General features: G+C 56.5%; 25 protein-coding genes and 4 tRNA genes. 15 read left to right on the top strand and 14 right to left on the bottom strand.

Annotated features, from left to right (window positions below; genetic code table 11):
* Positions 1-12 precede the first annotated feature (12 nt).
* Positions 13-963: a transaldolase gene (tal, locus tag ACJ69_RS12370; protein ID WP_033146157.1), complete on the bottom strand. Its 951-nt coding sequence runs from the start codon at positions 961-963 to the stop codon at positions 13-15.
* 289 nt (positions 964-1,252) lie between these two features.
* On the opposite strand from tal, the gene maeB reads away from it, so the two are divergent.
* Positions 1,253-3,532 carry an NADP-dependent oxaloacetate-decarboxylating malate dehydrogenase gene (gene maeB / locus ACJ69_RS12365; RefSeq protein ID WP_023308741.1) on the top strand — a complete coding sequence of 760 codons (2,280 nt, stop codon included), beginning with the start codon at positions 1,253-1,255 and terminating at the stop codon, positions 3,530-3,532.
* 56 nt (positions 3,533-3,588) lie between these two features.
* Here maeB and hemF read toward each other — a convergent pair whose 3' ends face one another.
* A complete protein-coding gene (hemF, locus tag ACJ69_RS12360; protein WP_029739984.1) occupies positions 3,589-4,488 on the bottom strand; it encodes an oxygen-dependent coproporphyrinogen oxidase in 900 nt (299 codons plus the stop codon).
* The gene (gene amiA / locus ACJ69_RS12355) at positions 4,488-5,363 is read right to left on the bottom strand and encodes an N-acetylmuramoyl-L-alanine amidase AmiA (RefSeq protein WP_023308739.1); all 876 of its coding nucleotides are present in this window, start codon (positions 5,361-5,363) and stop codon (positions 4,488-4,490) included. Before amiA ends, hemF begins: the two co-directional genes overlap by 1 nt.
* A 212-nt stretch (positions 5,364-5,575) precedes the next feature.
* On the opposite strand from amiA, the gene ACJ69_RS12350 reads away from it, so the two are divergent.
* The 10 genes from ACJ69_RS12350 (at position 5,576) to pdxK (ending at position 13,918) form a co-directional block, all read left to right on the top strand.
* Positions 5,576-6,001: a GNAT family acetyltransferase gene (locus tag ACJ69_RS12350; RefSeq protein WP_054830111.1), complete on the top strand. Its 426-nt coding sequence runs from the start codon at positions 5,576-5,578 to the stop codon at positions 5,999-6,001.
* Positions 5,988-6,437, top strand: a complete 450-nt coding sequence (locus tag ACJ69_RS12345; protein WP_029739985.1) for a DUF2919 domain-containing protein — start codon at positions 5,988-5,990, stop codon at positions 6,435-6,437. Before ACJ69_RS12350 ends, ACJ69_RS12345 begins: the two co-directional genes overlap by 14 nt.
* 63 nt (positions 6,438-6,500) lie before the next feature.
* On the top strand, positions 6,501-7,076 hold the full coding sequence (locus tag ACJ69_RS12340) for an RpoE-regulated lipoprotein (RefSeq protein ID WP_054830109.1): 576 nt from the start codon (positions 6,501-6,503) through the stop codon (positions 7,074-7,076).
* A gap of 92 nt (positions 7,077-7,168) precedes the next feature.
* Complete coding sequence (locus ACJ69_RS12335; RefSeq protein WP_059347119.1) at positions 7,169-8,068, top strand: Dyp-type peroxidase; 900 nt, start codon at positions 7,169-7,171, stop codon at positions 8,066-8,068.
* 172 nt (positions 8,069-8,240) lie between these two features.
* Positions 8,241-9,254 (top strand): sulfate ABC transporter substrate-binding protein, encoded by a 1,014-nt coding sequence (locus ACJ69_RS12330; protein WP_059347118.1) that lies wholly within the window; start codon positions 8,241-8,243, stop codon positions 9,252-9,254.
* A complete protein-coding gene (gene cysT / locus ACJ69_RS12325; protein WP_004123378.1) occupies positions 9,254-10,087 on the top strand; it encodes a sulfate/thiosulfate ABC transporter permease CysT in 834 nt (277 codons plus the stop codon). The genes ACJ69_RS12330 and cysT overlap by 1 nt, the downstream gene beginning before the upstream one ends.
* The gene (cysW, locus tag ACJ69_RS12320) at positions 10,087-10,962 is read left to right on the top strand and encodes a sulfate/thiosulfate ABC transporter permease CysW (RefSeq protein ID WP_023308733.1); all 876 of its coding nucleotides are present in this window, start codon (positions 10,087-10,089) and stop codon (positions 10,960-10,962) included. The genes cysT and cysW overlap by 1 nt, the downstream gene beginning before the upstream one ends.
* Entirely contained in the window at positions 10,952-12,046 is a 1,095-nt protein-coding gene (gene cysA, locus ACJ69_RS12315; RefSeq protein ID WP_008501607.1) for a sulfate/thiosulfate ABC transporter ATP-binding protein CysA, read from the top strand. The genes cysW and cysA overlap by 11 nt, the downstream gene beginning before the upstream one ends.
* A 118-nt stretch (positions 12,047-12,164) precedes the next feature.
* Positions 12,165-13,076 carry a cysteine synthase CysM gene (gene cysM / locus ACJ69_RS12310; RefSeq protein WP_029739989.1) on the top strand — a complete coding sequence of 304 codons (912 nt, stop codon included), beginning with the start codon at positions 12,165-12,167 and terminating at the stop codon, positions 13,074-13,076.
* Positions 13,077-13,081: 5 nt separating this feature from the next.
* Entirely contained in the window at positions 13,082-13,918 is an 837-nt protein-coding gene (pdxK, locus tag ACJ69_RS12305) for a pyridoxine/pyridoxal/pyridoxamine kinase (RefSeq protein WP_023332955.1), read from the top strand.
* A 44-nt stretch (positions 13,919-13,962) separates the two neighbouring features.
* Here the strand turns inward: pdxK and crr are convergent, their stop codons facing one another.
* The 5 genes from crr to cysZ all read right to left on the bottom strand — a co-directional run bounded on the left by crr (position 13,963) and on the right by cysZ (position 18,756).
* Positions 13,963-14,472, bottom strand: coding sequence for a PTS glucose transporter subunit IIA (gene crr / locus ACJ69_RS12300; protein WP_003861316.1), 510 nt, complete (start codon positions 14,470-14,472; stop codon positions 13,963-13,965).
* A gap of 40 nt (positions 14,473-14,512) precedes the next feature.
* Positions 14,513-16,240 (bottom strand): phosphoenolpyruvate-protein phosphotransferase PtsI, encoded by a 1,728-nt coding sequence (gene ptsI / locus ACJ69_RS12295; protein ID WP_023332954.1) that lies wholly within the window; start codon positions 16,238-16,240, stop codon positions 14,513-14,515.
* Positions 16,241-16,284: 44 nt separating this feature from the next.
* Positions 16,285-16,542 carry a phosphocarrier protein Hpr gene (ptsH, locus tag ACJ69_RS12290; protein WP_000487600.1) on the bottom strand — a complete coding sequence of 86 codons (258 nt, stop codon included), beginning with the start codon at positions 16,540-16,542 and terminating at the stop codon, positions 16,285-16,287.
* A 317-nt stretch (positions 16,543-16,859) separates the two neighbouring features.
* A complete protein-coding gene (gene cysK / locus ACJ69_RS12285; RefSeq protein WP_014884739.1) occupies positions 16,860-17,831 on the bottom strand; it encodes a cysteine synthase A in 972 nt (323 codons plus the stop codon).
* A 163-nt stretch (positions 17,832-17,994) separates the two neighbouring features.
* Complete coding sequence (gene cysZ / locus ACJ69_RS12280) at positions 17,995-18,756, bottom strand: sulfate transporter CysZ (protein WP_059347117.1); 762 nt, start codon at positions 18,754-18,756, stop codon at positions 17,995-17,997.
* A gap of 230 nt (positions 18,757-18,986) precedes the next feature.
* Between cysZ and zipA the strand changes: the two genes are divergently transcribed.
* From zipA to ACJ69_RS12265, 3 genes are all read left to right on the top strand, one after another.
* Complete coding sequence (gene zipA / locus ACJ69_RS12275; protein ID WP_059347116.1) at positions 18,987-19,970, top strand: cell division protein ZipA; 984 nt, start codon at positions 18,987-18,989, stop codon at positions 19,968-19,970.
* Between the two features lie 69 nt (positions 19,971-20,039).
* Entirely contained in the window at positions 20,040-22,055 is a 2,016-nt protein-coding gene (ligA, locus tag ACJ69_RS12270; protein WP_059347115.1) for an NAD-dependent DNA ligase LigA, read from the top strand.
* A gap of 1 nt (position 22,056) precedes the next feature.
* Positions 22,057-22,272, top strand: a complete 216-nt coding sequence (locus ACJ69_RS12265) for a DUF3820 family protein (RefSeq protein ID WP_003861328.1) — start codon at positions 22,057-22,059, stop codon at positions 22,270-22,272.
* Here ACJ69_RS12265 and ACJ69_RS12260 read toward each other — a convergent pair.
* Complete coding sequence (locus ACJ69_RS12260; protein WP_047647131.1) at positions 22,269-23,264, bottom strand: bile acid:sodium symporter family protein; 996 nt, start codon at positions 23,262-23,264, stop codon at positions 22,269-22,271. The genes ACJ69_RS12265 and ACJ69_RS12260 overlap by 4 nt on opposite strands.
* An 89-nt stretch (positions 23,265-23,353) precedes the next feature.
* Here ACJ69_RS12260 and ACJ69_RS12255 point away from each other — a divergent pair, with 89 nt between their 5' ends.
* Positions 23,354-24,289 carry a LysR family transcriptional regulator gene (locus ACJ69_RS12255; RefSeq protein WP_059347833.1) on the top strand — a complete coding sequence of 312 codons (936 nt, stop codon included), beginning with the start codon at positions 23,354-23,356 and terminating at the stop codon, positions 24,287-24,289.
* Here ACJ69_RS12255 and ACJ69_RS12250 read toward each other — a convergent pair.
* The 5 genes from ACJ69_RS12250 to ACJ69_RS12230 all read right to left on the bottom strand — a co-directional run bounded on the left by ACJ69_RS12250 (position 24,286) and on the right by ACJ69_RS12230 (position 25,188).
* Entirely contained in the window at positions 24,286-24,624 is a 339-nt protein-coding gene (locus ACJ69_RS12250; protein WP_029740388.1) for a FlxA-like family protein, read from the bottom strand. The genes ACJ69_RS12255 and ACJ69_RS12250 overlap by 4 nt on opposite strands.
* Positions 24,625-24,810: 186 nt before the next feature.
* Positions 24,811-24,886, bottom strand: a tRNA-Lys gene (locus tag ACJ69_RS12245).
* 4 nt (positions 24,887-24,890) lie between these two features.
* Positions 24,891-24,966, bottom strand: a tRNA-Val gene (locus ACJ69_RS12240).
* Positions 24,967-24,995: 29 nt separating this feature from the next.
* Positions 24,996-25,071, bottom strand: a tRNA-Val gene (locus tag ACJ69_RS12235).
* Positions 25,072-25,112: 41 nt separating this feature from the next.
* Positions 25,113-25,188, bottom strand: a tRNA-Val gene (locus ACJ69_RS12230).
* Positions 25,189-25,417 lie beyond the last annotated feature (229 nt).

The following is a 25,417-nucleotide window of genomic DNA, read 5'->3' as shown; positions in this document are numbered from 1 at the left end:
TCCGTGGCAAGGTTAAAGTTTGGCGGCGAGAAGATCTTCAAGTTTGCGCTGGTCGACGGCGAACTGGCGGATGCCGTCCGCCAGTTTTTCCACGGCCATGGCGTCCTGATTGTGCTCCCAGCGGAACTCCGCTTCGGTCATGGCTTTCGGTTTTGGCAGAACGGTGGAGGTCGGCACCAGCTTGCGGATCACCGTTTCTTCTTTGTCCTGTAGCTCCTGGAGCAGGTTAGGGGAGATGGTCAGACGGTCGCAGCCTGCCAGGGCGAGGATCTGCTCGGTACGGCGGAAGCTGGCCCCCATCACGATGGTTTCGTAGCGGTGCTGTTTGTAGTAGTCGTAGATATTACGGACCGATTTCACGCCCGGATCCTCATCCACCACGTATGGATCCATCGGCTGTTTCGCCTGATACCAGTCGTAGATGCGCCCGACAAACGGCGAGACGAGGAACACGCCCGCTTCAGCGCAGGCGCGCGCCTGGGCAAACGAGAACAGTAGGGTCAGGTTGCAGTGGATACCTTCTTTCTCCAGCACCTCTGCCGCGCGGATGCCTTCCCAGGTGGACGCCAGCTTGATCAGAATGCGTGATTTATCGATCCCCTGCTCCTCGTACAGTTCCACCAGGCGACGCGCCTTATTAATGCTCTTTTCTTTATCGAACGAGAGGCGGGCGTCGACTTCGGTCGAGACGCGGCCCGGGATGCTTTTAAGAATTTCCGCACCAAAATTAACCGCCAGCTTGTCGCTGGCTTCGGCGACCTGCTGCTCCTGCGTTTTACCGCGCTGTTTACCGTAGGCAATGGCGTCATCAATCAGATGGCTAAAATGGGCAAGCCCTGCAGCTTTGAGCAGTAGCGAAGGGTTAGTGGTCGCGTCCTCCGGCTGATAGTGGCGAATCGACTCGATATCGCCGCTGTCAGCAACCACGGTGGTGAATTTTTTGATGCCGTCTAGCTGGTTCATAAATGATTACTCCTTGGAAATAAAAGAGTTAGATGAGTGCGTTAGTTCACACTTCTGGAAAAATCATGATGGACTTAACAAAAAAGCATAGCAGACGGGGGAGGCATTGCTTTTGAGACGGGTAACATGGCTGTTATAAATTGATAACAATTTTTAATGTGTGATGGTGAGAGTTTGGCTGCCTTCAAAGTTTAGGAGGCGGCCTGAGGCGATACTAGGCGGCACACCAGGGTGTGCATCAGGATCGCTTACGTCACCCTTTTGACCGATACGTGAAAGGAAAAATAAGATGGATGAGCAGTTGAAACAGAGTGCCCTCGATTTTCACGAGTTTCCTGTCCCGGGGAAAATCCAGGTCTCCCCAACCAAGCCGCTGGCAACCCAGCGCGATCTGGCGCTGGCCTATTCGCCGGGCGTGGCTGCACCGTGTCTGGAAATCGAAAAAGACCCGCTGGCGGCCTACAAATATACCGCGCGCGGCAACCTTGTCGCCGTGATCTCTAACGGCACGGCGGTGCTGGGGCTGGGCAACATCGGCGCGCTGGCCGGTAAGCCGGTGATGGAAGGGAAGGGGGTACTGTTCAAGAAATTCGCCGGTATCGACGTGTTCGACATCGAGGTGGATGAACTCGATCCTGACAAATTCATCAACGTGGTGGCCGCGCTGGAGCCGACCTTCGGCGGGATCAACCTGGAAGACATCAAAGCGCCGGAATGTTTCTATATCGAGCAGAAGCTGCGCGAGCGTATGAACATTCCCGTGTTCCATGATGACCAGCACGGGACCGCGATTATCAGCACCGCCGCGATTCTCAACGGCCTGCGCGTGGTAGAGAAAAATCTCTCCGACGTGCGCATGGTGGTCTCTGGTGCAGGCGCCGCGGCCATCGCCTGTATGAACCTGCTGGTGGCGCTGGGTATGCAGAAACACAACATTGTGGTCTGCGACTCCAAAGGCGTTATCTATAAAGACCGCGAGCCGAACATGGCGGAAACCAAAGCGGCGTACGCGGTCGACGACGACGGTAAACGCACCCTGGACGACGTGATTGACGGCGCGGATATCTTCCTCGGCTGCTCGGGTCCGAAAGTACTGACCCAGGAGATGGTGAAGAAGATGGCGCGTGCGCCAATGATCCTGGCCCTGGCGAACCCTGAGCCCGAAATCCTGCCGCCGCTGGCGAAAGCGGTGCGTGAAGACGCCATCATCTGTACCGGCCGTTCGGACTACCCGAACCAGGTCAACAATGTGCTCTGCTTCCCGTTCATCTTCCGCGGCGCGCTGGACGTCGGCGCAACGGCGATCAACGAAGAGATGAAGCTTGCCGCCGTTCACGCCATCGCGGAGCTGGCGCACGCCGAGCAGAGCGAAGTGGTCGCGTCTGCGTACGGCGATCAGGATCTGAGCTTCGGCCCGGACTACATCATTCCCAAACCGTTCGACCCGCGCCTGATTGTCAAAATTGCGCCAGCCGTTGCCAAAGCGGCGATGGACTCCGGCGTGGCGACGCGTCCGATTCATGATTTCGACGCGTACGTCGATAAGCTCACCGAGTTCGTCTACAAAACGAACCTGTTCATGAAGCCTATCTTCTCCCAGGCGCGCGCCGACGCGAAGCGCGTGGTGCTGGCGGAAGGGGAAGAGGCGCGCGTGCTGCACGCCACCCAGGAGCTGATCACCTTAGGCCTGGCGAAACCGATCCTGATTGGTCGTCCGAGCGTGATTGAAATGCGTATCCAGAAGCTGGGCCTGCAGATTAAGCCGGGCGTCGACTTCGAGATCGTTAACAACGAATCCGATCCGCGCTTCAAAGAGTACTGGAGCGAATACTACGCGATCATGAAGCGCCGGGGGATCACCCAGGAGCAGGCGCAGAAAGCCGTCATCAGCAACACGACGGTGATCGGCGCGATCATGGTTCATCGCGGCGAGGCGGATGCGCTGATCTGCGGCACCATCGGCGATTACCACGAGCACTTTAGCGTGGTGCAGGAAATCTTCGGCTATCGCGACGGCGTCCATACCGCCGGGGCGATGAACGCGCTGCTGCTGCCAAGCGGCAACACCTTTATTGCGGATACCTACGTTAACGACGATCCGACCCCGGACGAGCTAGCGGAGATTACCGTGATGGCCGCCGAGACCGTGCGTCGCTTTGGCATCGAGCCGAAGGTGGCGCTGCTGTCGCACTCTAACTTTGGTTCGTCTAAATCCGCGGCGGCCTGCAAAATGCGCCAGACGCTGGAGCTGGTGCGCGAGCGTGCGCCGGAGCTGATGATTGACGGGGAAATGCACGGCGATGCCGCGCTGGTGGAGAGCATTCGTAACGAACGTATGCCGGACAGCCCGCTGAAGGGATCGGCGAATATACTGATTATGCCGAACGTGGAAGCGGCGCGTATCAGCTATAACCTGCTGCGCGTCTCCAGCTCTGAAGGGGTGACCGTAGGACCGGTACTGATGGGCGTGGCGAAACCGGTGCATGTGTTAACGCCGATTGCCTCCGTGCGTCGTATCGTGAACATGGTGGCGCTGGCGGTGGTTGAGGCGCAGACGCAGCCGCTGTAATTTTTACCCTCACCCTAACCCTCTCCCAAAGGGAGAGGGCCGGGGTGAGGGGAGGGCTACACCCAGTCCCGAACCTGAATAAACTCACGCAAGGCAGCCTCCGGGCTGCCTTCTTTTGGCTCGTAGCAGTACTCCCAGCGCACCAGCGGCGGCATCGACATCAGAATCGACTCCGTGCGCCCGCCGGTCTGCAGGCCGAACAGCGTCCCGCGATCCCACACCAGGTTGAACTCCACGTAGCGCCCGCGGCGGTAGAGCTGGAACTCACGCTCGCGCACGCCGTAGTCGGTATTTTTACGACGCTCGACAATCGGCAGATAGGCGTCGGTATAGCCTTCGCCTACCGCGCGCATAAAGCTGAACGCGGTATCAAAATCAGGCGTGTTGAGATCGTCAAAGAACAGCCCGCCGATGCCGCGCTGCTCGTCGCGGTGCTTCAGGTAAAAGTAGTCATCGCACCACTTTTTGAATTTCGGGTAGACGTCTTCGCCAAACGGCAGACAAAGGTCCCGTGCGGTGGTGTGCCAGTGCACGGCATCCTCTTCGAAGCCGTAGTAGGGCGTTAAATCGAAACCGCCGCCGAACCACCAGACCGGGTCGGCGCCCGGTTTTTCCGCAATGAAAAAGCGTACGTTGGCGTGGCTGGTGGGCACAAACGGGTTGTGCGGGTGCACTACCAGCGAGACGCCCATCGCCTCGAAGCTGCGGCCAGCCAGCTCAGGACGATGTGCCGTCGCAGACGCGGGCATCGCGTCGCCGTGAACGTGGGAAAAATTCACGCCCGCCTGTTCGAAGATGCCGCCGTTACGCAGCACCCGGCTGCGCCCGCCGCCCCCGGCCTCTCGCTGCCAGTTATCTTCCTGAAATTCACCGCCGTCTGCGGCAGCCAGTTTCTGGCAGATTTCATCCTGCAGCTGCAGCAGGAAGGTTTTGACCAGTTGAGCATCGGGTTTCATCAACGTTTCCTGGAGTGCGCTTTTTGGTTATCGAACCAGTTAAAGTAGCTGATAATGCCGGAGGCGATAGCGTTGGCGATCTTCTGGCGAAACGCCGTGGTGCCGAGGAGCCGCTCTTCTTCCGGGTTGGTAATGAAGGAGGTTTCCACCAGCACGGACGGGATGGACGGTGACTTCAGCACCACGAACGCCGCCTGCTCGGTGCCTTTGCTGTGCAGACGATGCACCGGCTTAATCTTCTTCAGAATATGCGAGCCGAGCGTCAGGCTGTTTTTGATCGTATCCGTCTGCACGAGGTCGAACAGCACCTGCTGTAGCAGGTGGTCTTTGTCAGTGGCTTTCTTCCCGGCGACTTCATCCGCCCGGTTTTCGCGGTCGGAGAGGTATTTTGCCATGGCGCTACTGGCGCCACGGTTGGAAAGTGCAAACACCGAGGCGCCGGCTGCGGAAGGGTTGGTAAAACCGTCGGCGTGAATCGACATAAACAGATCCGCACCGTGCTGGTGGGCGATCTCAACGCGGTCATACAGCGGAATAAAGGTGTCGCCAGAGCGCGTCAGACGGGCGTCAATGCCGTTGCTGCGTAAAATTGCGCGCACGTTTTTTGCAATTGCCAGCACGACGTGTTTTTCTTTCGACCCGTTTTTGCCGATAGCGCCGGTATCAATACCGCCGTGGCCCGGATCGAGCATCACCAGACGCTTCGCGCCCGGCTTTTTGGTTTTCGGTTTGCTGTGTCCGTTACTGGTTTTGAGCGTGCTCTCGTCTTTCGCCTGAGCCTGCTTTGCGATACCCGTTAACGTTAAGGCCGCCAGCCCCGCTTTGAGAACCTGACGACGCGATGTGAGTGCTTTTAATGGTTTGAATGTGCTCATGCGGCCTGAATACTAAAAAATGGGGTCCTGGTGTTATATCGTATCGTGTTTCCCGTTACGACAGTCCATATTGAGAATTGTTTTACTTTTCATTTCAATACGTGACAAAGTGACATTATGCCAAATTTTGGCGAGATTTTCCCCGGTTATTGGCGAAAGGCGAGCTTCGCGCCATAATCACTGTTTTTAAACCCGAAAAGGCGGTTAATACCATGGAGATACGCGTTTTTCGCCATGAAGATTTCGAAGAGGTGATCACCCTTTGGGAGCGCTGCGATCTGCTGCGTCCGTGGAACGATCCGGAAATGGATATCGAACGTAAGGTGAATCACGACGTCAGTCTGTTTCTGGTCGCGGAAGTCAACGGTGAGGTTGTGGGGACGGTAATGGGCGGTTACGACGGCCACCGCGGCTCGGCCTATTATCTGGGCGTCCACCCGGAATACCGTGGCCGCGGCATCGCCAATGCGCTGCTGAACCGGCTTGAGAAGAAGCTGATCGCCCGCGGCTGCCCGAAAATCCAGATCATGGTGCGGGAAGATAACGACGTGGTGCTGGGCATGTATGAGCGTCTGGGCTACGAGCATTCCGACGTGCTGAGTTTAGGAAAGCGTCTGATCGAAGATGAAGAGTACTGAGATCCACCCGGCAGACTATGACGCGCAGGGCCGCGTCAGGCTGCCCTTTTTATTCTGGTGCGTTCTGCTGCTCCAGGCCCGCACCTGGGTGCTGTTTGTAATGGCCGGAGCGTCGCGCGGGCAGGGCGATACGCTGCTGAATCTCTTCTATCCCGATCACGATGCATTCTGGATCGGATTACTGCCGGGCATTCCGGCCGTACTGGCTTTTTTGGTCAGCGGACGGCGGCATTTGATACCACGCTTTTGGCGCGCGCTTCGCTGGCTGCTGATCCTCGCCCAGGTTGCGCTGCTCTTCTGGCAGCCGGTACTCTGGTGGTACGGTGAACCGCTGACGGGCACCGGCGTTGCGCTGGTGGTTGCCGATATTGTGGCCCTGCTGTGGCTGCTGACCAACCCGCGTCTTCGCGCCTGTTTTGCGCATCAGGATGATTAATCCGGCACTTTTTGCCGATGTCGCACTCCAACAAGCGTTGATTTAACAAGAAAGGACGTTTCAATGAAATCGCTGCGTTTACTTTTATGCGCTCTCCCGCTGGCGTTGACCGGCTGTTCGACGCTCTCCTCCATTAACTGGTCCGCTGCGTATCCGTGGAACTGGTTTGGCTCATCAACGGAAGTGACCGAGCAGGGCGTGGGGAAAATTACCGCCGCGACGGAGCTGGATCAGAATGCTATTCAGGATGCGCTCAGCGGCGATTACCGCCTGCGCAGCGGCATGAAAACGGAGAATGGCAATATTGTTCGCTATTACGAAGCGCTGAAGGGCGACAAGCTGGCGCTGGTGATCAACGGTGACAAAGGCACGGTAAACCGAATTGCCGTGATGGATGAAGATATCCCGACGGCGAGCGGTGTAAAGGTGGGTACGCCGTTTAGCGAGCTTTATAAGCAGGCCTTTGGCAACTGCACCAGCGTGCCGTCTGACGACAAGGTCGCGGTGGAATGTAAGGCTGAAGGCAGCCAGCACATCAGCTATGTCTTCACCGGAACCTGGAGCGGTCCGGAAGGTCTGATGCCGTCTGACGACACGCTTAAGAGCTGGAAAGTGAGCAAAATACTCTGGAAGCAGTAATTTGCGCCTGAACAAACCGCCTCGCTGAAATCCGGGTATAATAGCCGCCATCAATGCCACGCTGACGTGGCATCTTTATTTCAGGAGGAGCGATGTCTCAGGTTCAGAGTGGCATTTTGCCAGAACATTGCCGCGCGGCGATTTGGATTGAAGCCAATGTTAAAGGGGACGTGGATGCCCTGCGTGCGGCCAGTAAAGCGTTTGTTGATAAGCTGGCGACCTTCCAGGCCAAATTCCCGGAAGCCCACCTCGGCGCCGTTGTTGCCTTTGGCAATAACGTCTGGCGTCAGCTGAGCGGTGGCGAAGGGGCGGAAGAGCTGAAAGAATTCATCCCTTACGGCAAAGGTTTGGCTCCGGCAACCCAGTACGACGTGCTGGTCCACATTCTCTCCCTGCGTCACGACGTAAATTTCTCCGTTGCCCAGGCGGCAGTAGCGGCCTTTGGCGACAGCATTGAGGTACAGGAAGAGGTTCACGGCTTCCGCTGGGTGGAAGAGCGCGATCTGAGCGGCTTCGTCGACGGCACCGAAAACCCGGCGGGTGAAGAGACGCGTCGCGACGTGGCGGTGATCAAAGACGGCGTGGACGCGGGCGGCAGCTACGTGTTCGTGCAGCGCTGGGAGCACAACCTCAAGCAGCTTAACCGCATGAGCGTGCACGACCAGGAGATGATGATTGGTCGTACTAAAGAAGCCAATGAAGAGATCGACGGCGACGACCGTCCCGTTACCTCTCACCTGACCCGCGTTGACCTGAAGGAAGACGGTAAAGGGCTGAAGATTGTTCGCCAGAGCCTGCCGTACGGCACGGCAAGCGGCACGCACGGCCTTTACTTCTGCGCGTACTGCGCGCGCCTGCATAACATTGAGCAGCAGCTGCTGAGCATGTTTGGCGATACCGACGGCAAGCGCGACGCCATGCTGCGCTTCACCAAACCGGTGACCGGCGGCTACTACTTTGCGCCGTCCGTTGAGCGTCTGCTGACGCTGTAATGTCCTTTCTCCCTCTCCCTGCGGGAGAGGGCTGGGGTGAGGGCATCAGGCCTCACCCTTATTCCCTTTTCTGCTTCTAAATCACCAAACGGTATATAAAACCGTTACTCCTTTCATCCCCGTTATAAATATTATGACTATAAGATAGTCATCACATTTATAAGGGTGCGCAATGGCCGTTACTGTACTGAAAAAAGGAACTCTGGCGCTGGCAGGTTTACTGCTGGTGGCACAGGCGCAGGCGACTGAACTGTTAAACAGTTCGTATGACGTCTCCCGCGAGCTGTTTGCCGCCCTTAATCCACCGTTCGAACAGCAGTGGGCAAAAGACAATAACGGCGACAAGCTGACCATCAAGCAGTCCCACGCCGGGTCGTCCAAGCAGGCGCTGGCGATTTTGCAGGGCCTGAAGGCGGATGTGGTGACCTACAACCAGGTGACTGACGTGCAGATCCTGCACGACAAAGGCAAGCTGATCCCAGCGGACTGGCAGAGCCGACTGCCGAACAATAGCTCACCGTTCTATTCCACCATGGGCTTCCTGGTGAGTAAGGGCAACCCGAAGAATATCCATGACTGGAGCGACCTGGTGCGTTCCGACGTGAAGCTGATTTTCCCGAACCCAAAAACCTCCGGTAACGCGCGTTATACCTATTTAGCGGCGTGGGGCGCGGCGGACAAGGCTGACGGTAACGATAAAGCCAAAACCGAGCAGTTCATGACCCAGTTCCTGAAAAACGTCGAAGTGTTTGATACCGGCGGCCGCGGGGCGACCACGACCTTCGCAGAACGCGGTCTCGGCGATGTGCTCATCAGCTTCGAATCGGAAGTGAATAACATCCGTAAACAGTACGAAGCGCAGGGCTTCGAGGTCGTTATCCCGAAAACCAACATCCTGGCCGAATTCCCGGTGGCGTGGGTGGATAAAAACGTGCAGGCAAACGGTACCGAGAAAGCGGCAAAAGCCTATCTCAACTACCTGTACAGCCCGCAGGCGCAGACCATCATTACCGATTACTACTACCGCGTGAACAACCCGGACGTAATGAACAAGCTGAAAGATAAGTTCCCGCAGACCGATTTGTTCCGCGTGGAAGATCATTTCGGCTCCTGGCCTGATGTGATGAAAACGCATTTTGCCAGCGGCGGTGAGTTAGACAAACTGCTGGCGGCGGGGCATAAGTAATGTTTGCAGTTTCGACAAAACGCGTGCTGCCGGGCTTTACCTTAAGCCTCGGGACCAGCCTGCTGTTCGTCTGCCTGATCCTGCTGTTGCCGCTCAGCGCGCTGGTGATGCAGCTTGCTCAGATGAGCTGGGCGCAGTACTGGGACGTGGTCACCAACCCGCAGGTGGTGGCGGCCTATAAGGTGACGCTGCTGTCGGCGTTTGTCGCCTCCATTTTTAACGGCGTGTTTGGCCTGCTGATGGCGTGGATCTTAACCCGCTATCGCTTCCCGGGCCGCACGCTGCTTGACGCCCTGATGGATCTGCCGTTTGCGCTGCCGACGGCGGTGGCGGGCTTAACCCTCGCGTCGCTCTTCTCCGTGAACGGGCTGTACGGCGAGTGGCTGGCGAAATTTGACATTAAAGTGACCTACACCTGGCTCGGTATCGCGGTGGCGATGGCCTTTACCAGCATCCCGTTTGTGGTCCGTACCGTGCAGCCGGTGCTGGAAGAGTTGGGTCCAGAATACGAAGAAGCGGCGGAAACGCTGGGCGCCACTCGCTGGCAGAGCTTCCGCAAGGTGGTTCTGCCGGAGCTGTCTCCGGCGCTGATGGCGGGTGTTGCGCTGTCGTTTACCCGCAGCCTCGGTGAGTTCGGCGCGGTGATTTTTATCGCCGGGAACATCGCCTGGAAAACAGAAGTCACCTCGCTGATGATTTTCATCCGTTTGCAGGAGTTTGATTATCCGGCGGCGAGCGCAATTGCCTCGGTGATCCTGGCGGCCTCGCTGCTGCTGCTGTACTCGATTAACACTCTGCAAAGTCGCTTTGGTCGACGTGTGGTAGGTCACTGATGGCGGAAGTTACGCAATTGAAGCGATACGATGCACCCCGCATCAACTGGGGTAAATGGTTTCTGATTGGGGCGGGCGTGCTGGTTTCCGCCCTCATTCTCGTCGTGCCGACGGTTTATATCTTCGTTCAGGCGTTCAGCAAGGGCCTGATGCCCGCGCTGGAAAACCTGGCGAACCCGGATATGCTGCATGCCATCTGGCTGACCGTGCTGATTGCGTTGATCACCGTGCCGGTGAACCTCGTGTTCGGGACCCTGTTGGCCTGGCTGGTGACGCGCTTTAACTTCCCGGGACGTCAGCTGCTGCTGACCCTTCTGGACATTCCTTTCGCCGTATCGCCGGTGGTGGCGGGTCTGGTGTACCTTCTATTTTACGGCTCGAACGGTCCGTTGGGCGGCTGGCTGGACGAGCATAACCTGCAGATCATGTTCGCCTGGCCGGGCATGGTGCTGGTCACCATCTTCGTGACCTGTCCGTTTGTGGTGCGTGAGCTGGTGCCGGTGATGTTAAGCCAGGGGAGCAACGAAGACGAAGCGGCGGTGCTGCTGGGCGCGTCAGGCTGGCAGATGTTCCGTCGCGTGACGCTGCCGAATATCCGCTGGGCGCTGCTTTACGGCGTGGTACTGACCAACGCCCGCGCGATCGGTGAGTTCGGTGCCGTTTCCGTCGTCTCCGGCTCCATCCGGGGTGAAACCCTGTCGCTGCCGCTACAGATTGAACTGCTGCAGCAGGACTACAACACCATCGGCTCGTTTACTGCCGCAGCGTTGCTGACGCTGATGGCCATTTTGACCCTGTTTTTGAAGAGTGTGGTGCAGTGGCGTTTAGAAAATCAGGAAAAACGTCAGCATCAGGAGGGAAATCATGAGCATTGAGATTGCCAATATTAAGAAGTCTTTTGGTCGCACCCAGGTGCTGAATGATATCTCGCTGGATATCCCTTCCGGACAAATGGTGGCGCTGCTGGGGCCGTCTGGCTCGGGTAAAACCACGCTGCTGCGTATCATCGCCGGGCTTGAGCATCAGACCAGCGGGCACATCCGCTTTCACGGCACCGACGTGAGCCGCCTGCATGCCCGCGATCGTAAAGTAGGTTTTGTGTTCCAGCATTACGCGCTGTTCCGCCACATGACCGTGTTCGACAACATTGCGTTTGGCCTGACCGTGCTGCCGCGTCGTGAGCGCCCGGATGCGGCAACCATTAAGGCGAAAGTGACCAAACTGCTGGAGATGGTGCAGCTGGCTCACCTGGCGGACCGTTTCCCTGCCCAGCTGTCCGGCGGGCAGAAACAGCGCGTGGCGCTGGCGCGCGCGCTGGCCGTTGAGCCGCAAATTCTGCTGCTGGATGAACCCTTCGGCGCGCTGGATGCGCAGGTGCGTAAAGAGCTGCGCCGCTGGCTGCGCCAGCTGCATGAAGAGCTGAAATTCACCAGCGTCTTCGTGACCCACGATCAGGAAGAGGCGATGGAAGTTGCGGATCGCGTGGTGGTCATGAGCCAGGGCAACATTGAGCAGGTTGACGAGCCGGAGCAGCTCTGGCGTGAACCCGCGACCCGCTTCGTGCTGGAGTTTATGGGCGAGGTAAACCGTCTGCAGGGTACCATTCGCGGCGGTCAGTTCCACGTCGGCGCGCACCGCTGGCCGCTGGGCTATACCTCCGCGCATCAGGGGCCGGTCGATCTGTTCCTGCGTCCGTGGGAAGTGGACGTGAGCCGCCGAACCAGCCTGGACTCACCGCTGCCGGTGCAGGTGCTGGAAGCTAGCCCTAAAGGTCACTACACCCAATTGGTGGTACAGCCGCTGGGCTGGTATACCGAGCCGCTGACCGTTGTCATGCGCGACGACGTGCCGCCGCACCGGGGCGAGCGCCTGTTTGTTGGGCTGCAGCACGCCCGGATTTATCACGGGAAGGAGCGTATCGAGACGCGCGAGGATATTGCTCTGGCGGAGTCAGCCTGATAGGTTATTAGGATGTTTATCGCCCGGTGGCGCTGCGCTGACCGGGCCTACAGTTATCACTGCGTCTTGTAGGCCGGGATCGCTGCGCGCGCCCCGGCTTTTTTATTGAGTAAAAATCGTGAATACACTCGAACACACCATCGGCAACACTCCTCTGGTCAAGCTTCAGCGCATGGGGCCGAACAACGGCAGCGAAATCTGGGTCAAACTCGAAGGCAATAACCCGGCGGGGTCGGTGAAAGACCGCGCGGCGCTGTCGATGATTGTCCAGGCCGAAAAACGCGGAGAAATTAAGCCAGGCGACGTGCTGATTGAGGCCACCAGCGGCAACACCGGTATCGCCCTGGCGATGATTGCGGCTCTGAAAGGCTACCGCATGAAGCTGCTGATGCCGGACAACATGAGCCAAGAGCGCCGCGCCGCGATGCGTGCCTACGGGGCCGAGCTGATTCTGGTGACCAAAGAGCAGGGAATGGAAGGCGCGCGCGACCTGGCGTTAGAAATGGCCGAGCGCGGCGAAGGTAAGCTGCTCGATCAGTTCAACAATCCGGACAACCCTTACGCGCACTACACCACCACCGGCCCGGAAATCTGGCAGCAAACCGACGGGCGTATCACCCATTTTGTCTCCAGCATGGGCACCACCGGCACCATTACCGGGGTATCGCGTTTTCTGCGCGAGCAGGAAAAAGCCGTCACCATTGTTGGTCTGCAGCCGGAAGAGGGGAGCAGCATTCCGGGCATTCGCCGCTGGCCCGCGGAGTATATGCCCGGCATCTTTAATGCGCAGCTTGTGGACCAGGTGCTGGATCTTCACCAGCGCGAGGCGGAAAATACCATGCGTGAGCTGGCCGTGCGCGAAGGTATCTTCTGCGGCGTCAGCTCGGGCGGCGCGGTAGCGGGTGCGATTCGGGTGGCGCAGGCAAACCCGGGGGCGGTGGTGGTGGCGATTATTTGCGATCGCGGCGATCGCTATCTGTCTACCGGCGTCTTTGGTGAAGAGAGTTATTCGCAGGGGGCGGGGATTTAAGCGTCATGGAGATGATTCTATTCCGGGATAACACCCGGGCGCAGCAAACCGATATTGTCGCCGTGCAGTCGCAGGTAGTTTACGGCAGCGTGGGGAACAGCATTGCGGTACCGAATATTCGTACCCACAGGCTGAACGTTACCGCCGTGCCGACGGTACTGTTTAGCAACACGCCGCACTACGACACGTTTTATGGTGGAGTGATCCCCGACGAGTGGTTCAGCGGCTATCTTAAGGCGCTGGAAGAGCGCGAGATCCTGCGCGAGCTTAAAGCGGTCACCACCGGCTATATGGGCAGCGCCAGCCAGATCGTCCTGCTGGCTCAATGGCTGAAGGCGGTCAAAGCGCAGCATCCTGACCTGCTGGTGCTGGTCGACCCGGTTATCGGCGATATCGACAGCGGTATGTACGTGAAGCCTGAGATCCCGCAGGCGTATCGGGAACACCTGCTGCCGCTGGCGCAGGGGATTACGCCGAACGTCTATGAGCTGGAAGTGTTAAGCGGCAAACCGTGCCGTACGCCGGAAAGCGCCATCGCGGCGGCGCAGGGACTGCTCTCCGACAGCCTGAAATGGGTGGCGATCACCAGCGCGCCGGTGGCCGATGACCCGGAAAACATCCACGTGGTGCTGGTGACGAATGAAGGCGTGACCGTCAGCGCGCATCCGCGCGTAGAAACCGATCTGAAAGGGACGGGCGATCTGTTCTGTTCAGAACTGGTGAGCGGAATTGTTGAGGGGAAAACCGTTGCCGATGCTATTCGCATGGCCGGCGATCGGGTGACTGATGTGATGCTTTATACCCAGTCGAAAGGCTACGACGAACTTATCCTCCCCGCATAAACAAAAATGGCGCCCGAAGGCGCCATTTTTCTGTGCGGCAAGAATTACTTCTTGATGCGGATAACCGGGGTTTCACCCACGGTGACGCTGCCAGACAGTTTGATCAGTTCTTTGATTTCGTCCATGTTGGAGATAACAACCGGCGTCAGGGTAGACTTGGCTTTTTCTTCCAGCAGTGGCAGATCGAATTCAATCACCGGGTCGCCAACTTTTACACGCTGGCCTTCTTCCGCGATACGTTTGAAGCCTTCGCCTTTCAGTTCAACGGTGTCGATACCGAAGTGAACGAACAGTTCGATACCGCTATCAGATTCGATAGAGAACGCATGGTTGGTTTCAAAAATTTTACCGATGGTGCCGTCAACTGGAGCAACCATTTTGTTGCCAGTTGGTTTGATAGCAATGCCATCACCAACGATTTTCTCAGCAAACACTACATCCGGCACGTCTTCGATGTTGACGATCTCGCCGGAGAGCGGAGCAACAATCTCAATAGTTCCGGAGTCTTTTTTATCATCAGAAACCAGAGATTTCAGTTTATCGAACAAACCCATGATCTTCTCCTAAGCAGTAAATTGGGCCGCATCTCGTGGATTAGCAGATTGTTTTTTCTTCAATGAACTTGTTAACCAGCGTCATTAACTCGTCCGTTGTCGGTTGAGCAAGAGCCTGCTCTGCTAATACCTTCGCATCTTCGAAGTTCGTGTTACGGATAATCTTCTTAATGCGCGGGATGGAAATGGCGCTCATAGAGAATTCGTCCAGACCCATACCCAGCAACAGAAGTGTAGCACGTTCGTCGCCTGCAAGCTCACCACACATGCCAGTCCATTTACCTTCTGCATGAGAAGCATCAATAACTTGCTTGATCAAGTTCAGTACGGACGGTGACATTGGCTGGTAGAGATGTGAAATCATATCATTACCACGGTCAACTGCCAGGGTGTACTGCGTTAAATCATTGGTGCCGATACTAAAGAAATCAACTTCTTTGGCTAAATGACGCGCAATGGTCGCCGCCGCAGGTGTTTCCACCATCACGCCGATCTCGATTGACTCGTCAAACGCTTTACCTTCGTCGCGCAGTTCCTGTTTGTAGATTTCGATCTCTTTCTTCAGTGCACGCACTTCTTCAACAGAGATGATCATCGGGAACATGATGCGCAGTTTACCGAAAGCAGAGGCACGCAGGATCGCGCGAACCTGGTCACGCAGGATCTCTTTACGATCCATCGCGATACGGATTGCACGCCAGCCCAGGAACGGGTTCTCTTCTTTCGGGAAGTTCATGTACGGCAGCTCTTTGTCGCCGCCGATGTCCATGGTACGGACGATAACCGCCTGAGAGCCACACGCTTCAGCCACGGCTTTATAAGCAGCAAACTGCTCTTCTTCCGTTGGCAGCGCGTCGCGGTCCATGAACAGGAATTCTGTACGATAGAGACCGACGCCTTCCGCACCGTTGCGCTCAGCGCCATCAACGTCGCGGACGGTACCGATGTTTGCGCACACTTCTACCTGATGACCGTCCAGGGTGATGGCTGGCAGATCTTTCAGCTTAGCGAGTTCCGCTTTTTCAGTCGCAACCTGCTCCTGAACCGCGCGCAGTTTATCGATCTCTTCATTGGTTGGGTTGACGTAAACCAGATTGTTTACGGCATCCAGAATCAGATAATCGCCGTTTTTCACCTGAGAGGTGACGCTACCGGTACCCACGATGGCAGGGAGTTCCAGAGAGCGCGCCATGATAGAGGTGTGGGAAGTACGGCCACCCGCGTCGGTGATGAAACCGAGGACCTTTTTCAGGTTCAGCTGCGCGGTTTCAGACGGGGTGAGGTCAGCGGCAACCAGGATAACTTCATCCTGAATCGCGCTCAGGTCGATGATGGCCAGACCCAGGATGTTGCGCAGCAGGCGCTTACCGATGTCACGTACGTCAGCCGCACGCTCTTTCAGGTATTCATCATCCAGTTCTTCCAGGGCAGTTGCCTGACCTTCGATAACTTCATGCGCAGCCGCGTCGGCCGTCATGCCTTTATCTTTAATCAGGGCTATGATTTCCTGCTCCAGCTCCTCATCTTCGAGCAGCATAATGTGCCCTTCGAAGATGGCTTCTTTTTCTTCACCGAAAGTTTCGCCAGCTTTAGTTTTGATTGCTTCCAGTTGCGCAGATGCCTTGGCACGACCGCTCAGAAAACGTTCAACTTCCTGATCAACCTTGTCGGCAGAAATTTTTTTCCGGTCGATGACGATCTCGTCTTCTTTCAGCAGCAGTGCTTTGCCGAAAGCGATACCCGGGGATGCTAAAATGCCTGAAATCATAACCCTACCTTACTTGTGACTGATATTTAAAAGAACCCGGAAACTTACTCGAGCTCAGCCATCAGTTTTACCAGATGCTCAACTGCTTTCTGCTCGTCTTCACCTTCTGCAGAGATGGTGACAACGGTGCCCTGAGTCAGGCCCAGAGTCTGCAGTTTGAACAGGCTTTTTGCGCTCGCGCTTTTGCCGTTGGAAGTCACAGTGATTTCAGAAGTGAAGCCTTTTGCTTCTTTAACAAACTGAGCAGCAGGGCGGGTGTGCAGACCGTTCGGAGCGGTAATGGTAACTTCTTGCTGGAACATTGTATTTCCCCAACTTATAGGTTTAGTGTTGTGGAACTAAAGTCTAGCCTGGCGACTGAACTTTAGCCTGTATTGTTAGCGCTGACGTTTCGATCGTCATTAAACATTATGCAGCGAAAGCAAGACTTGAACCAAATCATAAAATCGATTCAGCAAGGCTATTTCATTCACCGATTAATTTCACGCATCAAAATAATTGCTGGTTTAAATACCAGACCCAACGGGGTGAAGCAATGCCAGGAGGGGCAAAAGTTTGAAGCAGGCCACAAAAAAGCACCTGAAAAGGTGCTTTTTTACGCGTTATTAACATGCTGGCACTACTGTTGCAGTTCTTTTTCGGTAAACAGATCGGCAAACAGTGCGGTGCTCAAGTAACGCTCGCCCGAAGAAGGAAGGATAACCACAATATTCTTGTTGGTAAAGGCTTCATCTTCCTGAAGCTTGAGTGCTGCCGCAACGGCTGCACCGGAAGAGATACCCGCCAGAATGCCTTCTTCATCCATCAGGCGACGCGCGGTAGAAATGGCTTCTTCGTTAGTGATGGTCACCACTTTATCGATCAGCTTCAGATCCAGGTTGCCCGGAATGAAGCCTGCGCCAATACCCTGAATTTTATGCGGGCCTGGTTTAAGCTCTTCGCCCGCCAGTGCCTGGGTGATAACCGGTGAGTCAGTTGGCTCAACGGCAACGGTGATCAGGTCTTTTTTACCCTTTGTGCCTTTAATATAGCGTGACACACCGGTCAGCGTACCGCCGGTACCGACCCCGGAGATAAAGACGTCAACCTGGCCGTCTGTATCTTCCCAGATTTCCGGACCGGTGGTCTTCTCGTGAATTTCCGGGTTAGCCGGGTTGCTGAACTGCTGCAGCAGCAGATATTTCGCCGGATCGCTGGCCACAATCTCTTCAGCTTTCTGAATGGCGCCCTTCATGCCCTTCGCGCCTTCGGTCAGCACCAGGTTCGCGCCCAGCGCTTTGAGCAGCTTACGACGCTCGATGCTCATGGTTTCTGGCATGGTCAGCGTCAGCTTGTAGCCACGCGCGGCAGCCACATAGGCCAGAGCGATACCGGTGTTCCCGCTGGTCGGTTCCACCAGCTCAACGCCAGGCTTCAGCACGCCACGTTTTTCAGCATCCCAAATCATGTTTGCACCGATACGGCATTTTACGCTGAAGCTCGGGTTACGTGATTCGACCTTCGCCAGAATGCGTCCATTACCGATACGGTTCAGTCGAACCAGGGGCGTATGACCGATAGTCAGCGAGTTGTCTTCATAAATCTTACTCATGGCCTGTCCTTAACTGTATGAAATTGGGATACCGACCCAGCATACCTGTTGAGCAGGTAGGGGGAAGTAAGGAATTCGCATATCTATATACTGCAAGGAAATAATGGGGATCAGTATGGAATAAGGGGCGGCATAAGCCACCCCTGCTTTACACATTTTTGCATTATTTCCATAACGCGTGCTTAGCACGGTAGCAGTCGACCCACATCGCCGTCGCGCCGCAGACGGCGACGGGCATGATGAACAGATTCAGGAAGGGAATCATGGTGAACAGGCTGGTCAGCGCGCCAAACTGCATATTGGCGACCTTCTGGCTGCGCAAGGCAGTGCGCATCTCTTTAAACGGCACCTTGTGGTTATCGAACGGATAGTCGCAGTACTGGATGGCCAGCATCCAGGCGCTGAACAGGAACCACAGCACCGGTGCCACCGTCTGGCCAATGCCTGGCACAAAGTAGAGGATAAGCAGCACAATCGCGCGGGGCAGGTACCAGGCAAACTTCTGCCACTCGCGCTTCATGATGCGTGGCAGGTCTTTCATGATCCCCATCACGCCCGTGTCCGGCGGCGTCGCGCCGGTAAGCCGCGCTTCAAGCTGTTCCGCCAGCAGACCGTTAAACGGTGCGGCGATCCAGTTCGCAATCGTCGAGAAAAAATACCCAAATACCAGCAGCACGGAGATTACCGCCACCGGCCAGAGCAGGTAGTTAAGCCACTGCAGCCAGTCCGGCACGTAACTCATCAGCGACGGGATCCAGCTCTCCAGCTTTGTGAATAACCACCAGAACGCGCCGCCCATCAGAATAATGTTGATCAATAGCGGCAGAATGACGAAGCGTCGAATCCCCGGCAGGGAGACCAGTTTCCAGCCCTGAGAAAAATACCAGACGCCGCTGCGCGGGGGAGAAGAAGATGTTGAAACCATAGCCAGGCTGTACTCCTTTTTACACAACCAGTGGAATTGCCCGCCTATATTATCCACTTACGGAGCAATGACCAGTTCGGAAATGTTCGAAAAACCAGCAAAAAGCACGATTTCCTTCATCTTTATGCTGTGAATGCTCTGCACACACTTGCACTTGACGTAAACGGCAAATACTCTTAGTGAGTAAATGTTTGCCGTGGTGGCAAGGTGTTAGAACAACAGAGAATATAATGATGCAGGATTTGCGTCTGATATTAATCATTGTTGGCGCGATCGCCATAATCGCTTTACTGGTACATGGTTTCTGGACCAGCCGTAAAGAGCGTTCCTCGATGTTTCGCGATCGCCCACTGAAGCGCATGAAGTCCAGTCGTGACGACGATGAAAGTGAAGATGACATCGACGGCAGCGATGACGACGGCGTGGGTGAAGTTCGTGTTCATCGGGTCAATACTGCTCCCGGCGCAGGCCATGGGGAGCATGAAGCGCCTCGTCCTTCGCAGCACCAGTATCAACCGCCGTATGCTTCTGCACAGCCGCGCCAGCCAGCTCCGCAGCCTGTGGAAGAGCCGGTGCGCCAGCCGCCGCAACAGCCTGTCTATCAGCAGCCTGCTGCGCCACAGCCGGTTCAACAGCAGCCGGTGCAGCAGCCCGTGCAGCAACAGCCTGCTCAGCCGGTACAACAACCGCAGCAGCCTGTTCACGTACAGCCTGCGCCTCAGCCTGCTCCGGCCCCGCACGTTGAGCCTGAGCCCGTTGTAGAGCCAGAGCCGGTTGTTGAAAAACCACAGCGTAAAGAAGCGGTGATCATCATGAACGTGGCCGCGCATCACGGCAGCCATCTCAATGGTGACGTGCTGCTCAACAGTATTCAACAGGCAGGATTCAAGTTTGGCGATATGAACATTTTCCATCGTCATCTGAGCCCTGACGGTAGCGGTCCGGCGCTGTTCAGCCTGGCCAACATGGTTAACCCTGGCACCTTTGATCCGGAAATGACCGGTGATTTCGTGACCCCGGGCGTCACTATCTTTATGCAGGTGCCTTCTCACGGCGACGAACTGCAAAACTTTAAGCTGATGCTGCAGTCCGCTCAGCACATCGCTGACGAAGTCGGCGGCGTGGTGCTCGACGATCAGCGTCGAATGATGACCCCGCAGAAGCTGCGCGAGTATCAGGACCGCATCCGCGAAGTTAAGGAAGCTAACGCGTAATCGTCGCGTTTACTTCGACTCCTCCTCAACCCCCGCCTGTCGGGGGTTTTTTCTCATTGATGGTGCGATATGGACTCAATCGAACAACAACTCACTGAACTGCGAACCACGCTTCGCCATCATGAATACCTCTATCATGTTATGGACGCGCCGGAAGTACCGGATGCCGAATATGACCGCCTGATGCGCGAGCTGCGCGAATTAGAGGCGCAGCATCCGGAGCTTATCACGCCGGATTCCCCCACCCAGCGCGTCGGCGCTGAGCCGCTGGGCGCTTTCAGCCAGGTGCGCCATGAGGTGCCGATGCTGTCGCTGGATAACGTCTTCGATGAAGAGAGCTTTCTGGCGTTTAACAAACGCGTGCAGGATCGCCTGAAAAGCAGCGACTCCCTCACCTGGTGCTGCGAGCTCAAGCTGGATGGCCTGGCGGTCAGTCTTCTCTACGAAAACGGCGTGCTGGTGCGCGCCGCGACGCGTGGCGACGGCACGACGGGCGAAGACATCACCACCAACGTGCGTACCATCCGCGCGATCCCGCTGAAGCTGCAGGGTGACAACATTCCCGCGCGTCTGGAAGTGCGCGGCGAGGTGTTCCTGCCCCAGGCGGGCTTCGAGAAAATTAACGAAGAGGCGCGTCGCACCGGCGGGAAGGTGTTTGCTAACCCGCGTAACGCGGCGGCGGGCTCTCTGCGCCAGCTTGACCCGCGTATTACCGCGAAGCGACCGCTTACTTTCTTCTGCTACGGCGTCGGTATTCTTGAGGGCGGCGAGCTGCCGGACACGCACCTCGGGCGTCTGCTGCAGTTTAAAGCGTGGGGCCTGCCGGTGAGCAACCGCGTTCAGCTCTGCGACTCGCCGGAAGCGGTGCTGGCGTTCTATCACAAGGTGGAAGAGGACCGTCCGACGCTCGGGTTTGATATTGATGGCGTCGTCATCAAGGTGAATTCACTGGCGCTCCAGGAGCAGCTGGGCTTTGTGGCGCGCGCGCCGCGCTGGGCGGTGGCGTTTAAATTCCCTGCTCAGGAGCAGATGACCTTCGTTCGCGACGTGGAGTTCCAGGTTGGTCGTACGGGGGCGATTACCCCGGTCGCACGTCTCGAGCCCGTGCAGGTTGCGGGCGTGCTGGTAAGTAATGCCACGCTGCATAACGCCGATGAAATCGAACGTCTGGGCCTGCGTATTGGTGACAAAGTGGTGATTCGCCGCGCGGGCGACGTTATCCCGCAGGTGGTTAACGTTGTGGAGTCAGAGCGTCCTGCCGATACGCGCGAGATCGTCTTCCCGACCCATTGCCCGGTGTGCGGCTCCGACGTTGAGCGTGTGGAAGGTGAAGCGGTGGCGCGCTGTACGGGGGGCTTAATCTGTGGCGCGCAGCGTAAAGAGTCGCTGAAGCACTTCGTCTCTCGTCGGGCGATGGACGTCGACGGCATGGGCGACAAGATTATCGATCAGCTGGTTGAGAAAGAGTATGTCCATACGCCAGCGGATCTCTTCAGGCTGACGGCAGGTAAACTGACCGGTCTGGATCGCATGGGGCCAAAGTCAGCCCAGAATGTGGTTAACGCGCTGGAAGCCGCAAAAGAGACGACCTTTGCCCGCTTCCTGTACGCGCTGGGCATCCGTGAAGTGGGTGAGGCGACGGCGGCGGGCCTGGCGGCGTACTTTGGTACGCTGGAGGCGCTGGAAAAGGCTAGCATCGACGAGCTGCAGAAAGTCCCTGACGTTGGCATTGTGGTCGCCACGCATGTCTTTAACTTCTTCGCCGAAGAGAGCAACCGTGAAGTCATCGGCAAGCTGCTGGAAGAGGGCATTAAGTGGCCCGCGCCGGTAGTGGTTAACGCCGAAGAGATCGACAGCCCGTTCGCCGGTAAAACGGTAGTCCTGACCGGCAGCCTGAGCCAGCTTTCACGCGACGATGCGAAAGCGCGCCTGGTGGCGCTGGGGGCCAAAGTGGCGGGCAGCGTGTCGAAGAAAACCGACCTGGTGATCGCCGGGGAAGCGGCGGGCTCGAAGCTGGCAAAAGCCCAGGAGCTCGGCATTGCTGTTATCGACGAAGCGGAAATGATGCGTCTGTTAGGAGAGTAACGTGGAGAAAGAACAGCTCGTTGAGATCGCCAATACGGAGATGCCGTTCGGTAAATACAAGGGCCGCAGGCTGATTGATTTGCCGGAGGAGTATCTGCTGTGGTTTGCCCGCAAGGATGAATTCCCGGCAGGGCGGCTGGGCGAGCTGATGGCTATCACGTTACTGATCAAAACCGAGGGGCTGACCCAGCTGGTTCAGCCCCTTAAACGTCCTTAAGCCTTCGCGGCGCGGGTCTCTTCCTGCGCCAGCTTTTCGGTCTGGCGCTTGTAGCGACGCGCCAGCACCGCGCAGACCATCAGCTGGATCTGGTGGAAAATCATCAGCGGAAGCACCATCATCCCAATCACCGAGGTCGGGAACAGAATGTTGGCCATCGGGATACCGTTCGCCAGGCTCTTCTTCGAACCGCAGAATACAATGGTGATTTCATCCGCTTTGCTGAAGCCGCACCTGCGTGCCACAAAGACGTTTACCGCAATCACAATCGCCAGCAGGACGAGGCTGACCACCACGATAAACAGCAGCGAGCCTGCGCCTACCTTATGCCAGATCCCGTTCACGACCGCTTCGCTAAAGGCGGAATAGACCACCAGCAGAATCGACGACTGGTCGGTTTTTGAGATCCATTTCTTGTGCTTTGCCACGAACGCCCCGGTCCATGGACGGGATAAATGCCCCAGGACAAACGGGAGCAGCAGCTGCAGGCAGATTTTTCCAACCTGCTCAAGGTTACCTTCCGCACCGTGCATGTTCATCAGCAGGCCCACCAGCAGTGGGGAAACGAAAATCCCTAACAGGCTGGATGCCGATGCCGAGCAAACCGCGGCCGCAACGTTTCCTCCCGCGAGAGAGGTAAAGGCAATGGCGGACTGCACGGTAGCCGGCAGAATACAGAGATACAGGAAACCGGTGTAGAGCGCCGGGTCGACGTTAACCGGCGCCCACCAGGCAAACAGCACCCCGAGGATTGGGAACAGAATAAACGTGCTGCACATTACCCAGAGATGCAGCCGCCAGTGGCTACCGCCGGCAATAATGGCTTCGCGGGAGAGTTTTGCACCGTGCATAAAGAACAGCAGTGCGATGGCGGCCGTCGTCAGCCCTTCAAAGAACGGGACGAAAGCGCCGCGGGCCGGGAAAAACGAGGCCAGTAAAACGGTAACCACCAGGGTAAGCGTGAACGGATCAAGAATACGAAATAGTTTCATAATGACTCCTGAAAACAGATGTCGCTATTGTGCTTTTTTCCATTTGAGAAATAAAATTGATTTATTGCATCCATTCATGAATGAAACAGATGAATTACTCCTTACGCCAGCTTCGTATTTTCGTCACCGTCGCCCATGCCCGCAGCTTTAGCCGGGCAGGGGAGATGATTGGTCTGAGCCAGTCGGCGGTCAGCCACAGCGTGAAAGAGCTGGAGAATCAGACCGGGGTGAAGTTGCTTGACCGCACCACGCGCGAAGTGGTGCTTACCGAAGCGGGGCAGCAGCTCGCCCTGCGTCTTGAACGATTGCTGGATGAGCTGAACAGCACGCTCAGAGACGTGGGGAGACTGGGGCAGCAGCTTTCGGGGACCGTGCGCGTCGCGGCCAGCCAGACAATCTCTGCGCACCTTATCCCGCAGTGTATTGCCGAGGGCAGTCATCGCTACCCGGACATTGATTTTGTCCTGCATGACAGGCCACAGCAGTGGGTGCTGGAAAGCATCCGCCAGGGCGATGTGGATTTTGGTATTGTTATCGATCCCGGCCAGGCGAGCGATCTGGCGTGCGAAAGCGTGCTTTCTGAGCCCTTTTTGCTGCTCTGCCGTGACGACGACCCGCTGGCCAGGTTGCCGGAGGTCAGCTGGCAGTCCCTGCAGGGCGCGAACCTGGTTTTACAGGATTATGCCTCGGGCAGCCGTCCGCTGATTGATTCCGCGCTGGTGAATCAGGGAGTAAAGGCAACTATCGTGCAGGAGATTGGCCACCCGGCGACGCTGTTTCCGATGGTAGAAGCCGGTATTGGCATCAGCGTCTTGCCCGCCCTGGCGCTTCCCCTGCCGCAGGGAAGCCGGCTGGCCGTCAGGCGATTAACGCCCGTTGTCGAGCGAAAGCTGATGCTGGTGCGGCGAAAAAATCGTTCACTCTCTGGGGCGGCGCAGGCTATCTGGGAAGTGGTGCGTATCCAGGCACAACGATTAACCGAAGCCCGCATACGCGACCCACTGTTTAACGCATCAGAAGATTAGATGTAGATATCAATCTGATTAGTGTCTGACGGGCTATTTACCCCTTCCACTTTGCCCAGCTTTTGATCCTGCTTCTTCTGGGCCTCTTCGGCCTGCTGGCGCTGCAGCGCGGCGAGCTGCGCCTGCAGCACTTTGATCTGGGTCTGAATAAGTTCCTGCTGCTTCTTCTTCTCATCGGTGCTGACAGGGCTGTTCGCCAGCTCTTTTAACTGCTGAGTCAGCTTTTTGATCTTGTCGAGAATGCGGGTGATTTGCGCAGAGATATCGTTACTGCTCGAAGTTCCACTCGCGCCGCTGGTTTGAATCTGTTGGGTTGAAGCCTGAATGGTCGTCATACTTTTTCCTCGCGTTATAAAACAGAGGTATCGGCACCGACGGGATTAGCTTGAGCAAAACTGCCATATCTGGCAGGGAGTTGCATCGATACACAATCAGTATTGATGGTGCGGTAAAGTTACTGGAAGCCGGAAGTAGAAAAACTGCAGATAGCAAAAAGGCGCCTTTAGGGCGCCTTTCTACATTGGTGGGTCGTGCAGGATTCGAACCTGCGACCAATTGATTAAAAGTCAACTGCTCTACCAACTGAGCTAACGACCCGAAATGGTGGGCGATGACGGGCTCGAACCGCCGACCCCCTCCGTGTAAAGGAGATGCTCTACCAACTGAGCTAATCGCCCATTTCGGAACTGCTGCGATAAGGTGAGAATGGTGGGCGATGACGGGCTCGAACCGCCGACCCCCTCCGTGTAAAGGAGATGCTCTACCAACTGAGCTAATCGCCCAATCTCAATTCTTATCTACACTGCGAGTCTACCGAAGTAGATGGTGGGTGATGACGGGCTCGAACCGCCGACCCCCTCCGTGTAAAGGAGATGCTCTACCAACTGAGCTAATCACCCCCGCTGTGTGGAGTCGCATTATAGGGAGAGTTGAAAATGAGTCAACGCATTTTCTAAAGTTTTTATTCGTTCGTCGTAAAATTAAACAAAACGATCGCGAAACGGGCTGTGGCGCATGATTTCTAAACAAAAATCGCAAACTCGGTCACGATAAAGGGATCAACATTGAGGATTCCCCCCACAGTGATAGAATATTGCCCATCGTTTTTTCCCCAGAATTTGCCGATTG

This window comes from Enterobacter asburiae (assembly GCF_001521715.1).
Taxonomy (GTDB): domain Bacteria; phylum Pseudomonadota; class Gammaproteobacteria; order Enterobacterales; family Enterobacteriaceae; genus Enterobacter; species Enterobacter asburiae.
The sequence above is the reverse complement of the archived record's forward strand: the minus strand, read 5'-3'. Positions and strand labels throughout refer to the sequence as shown.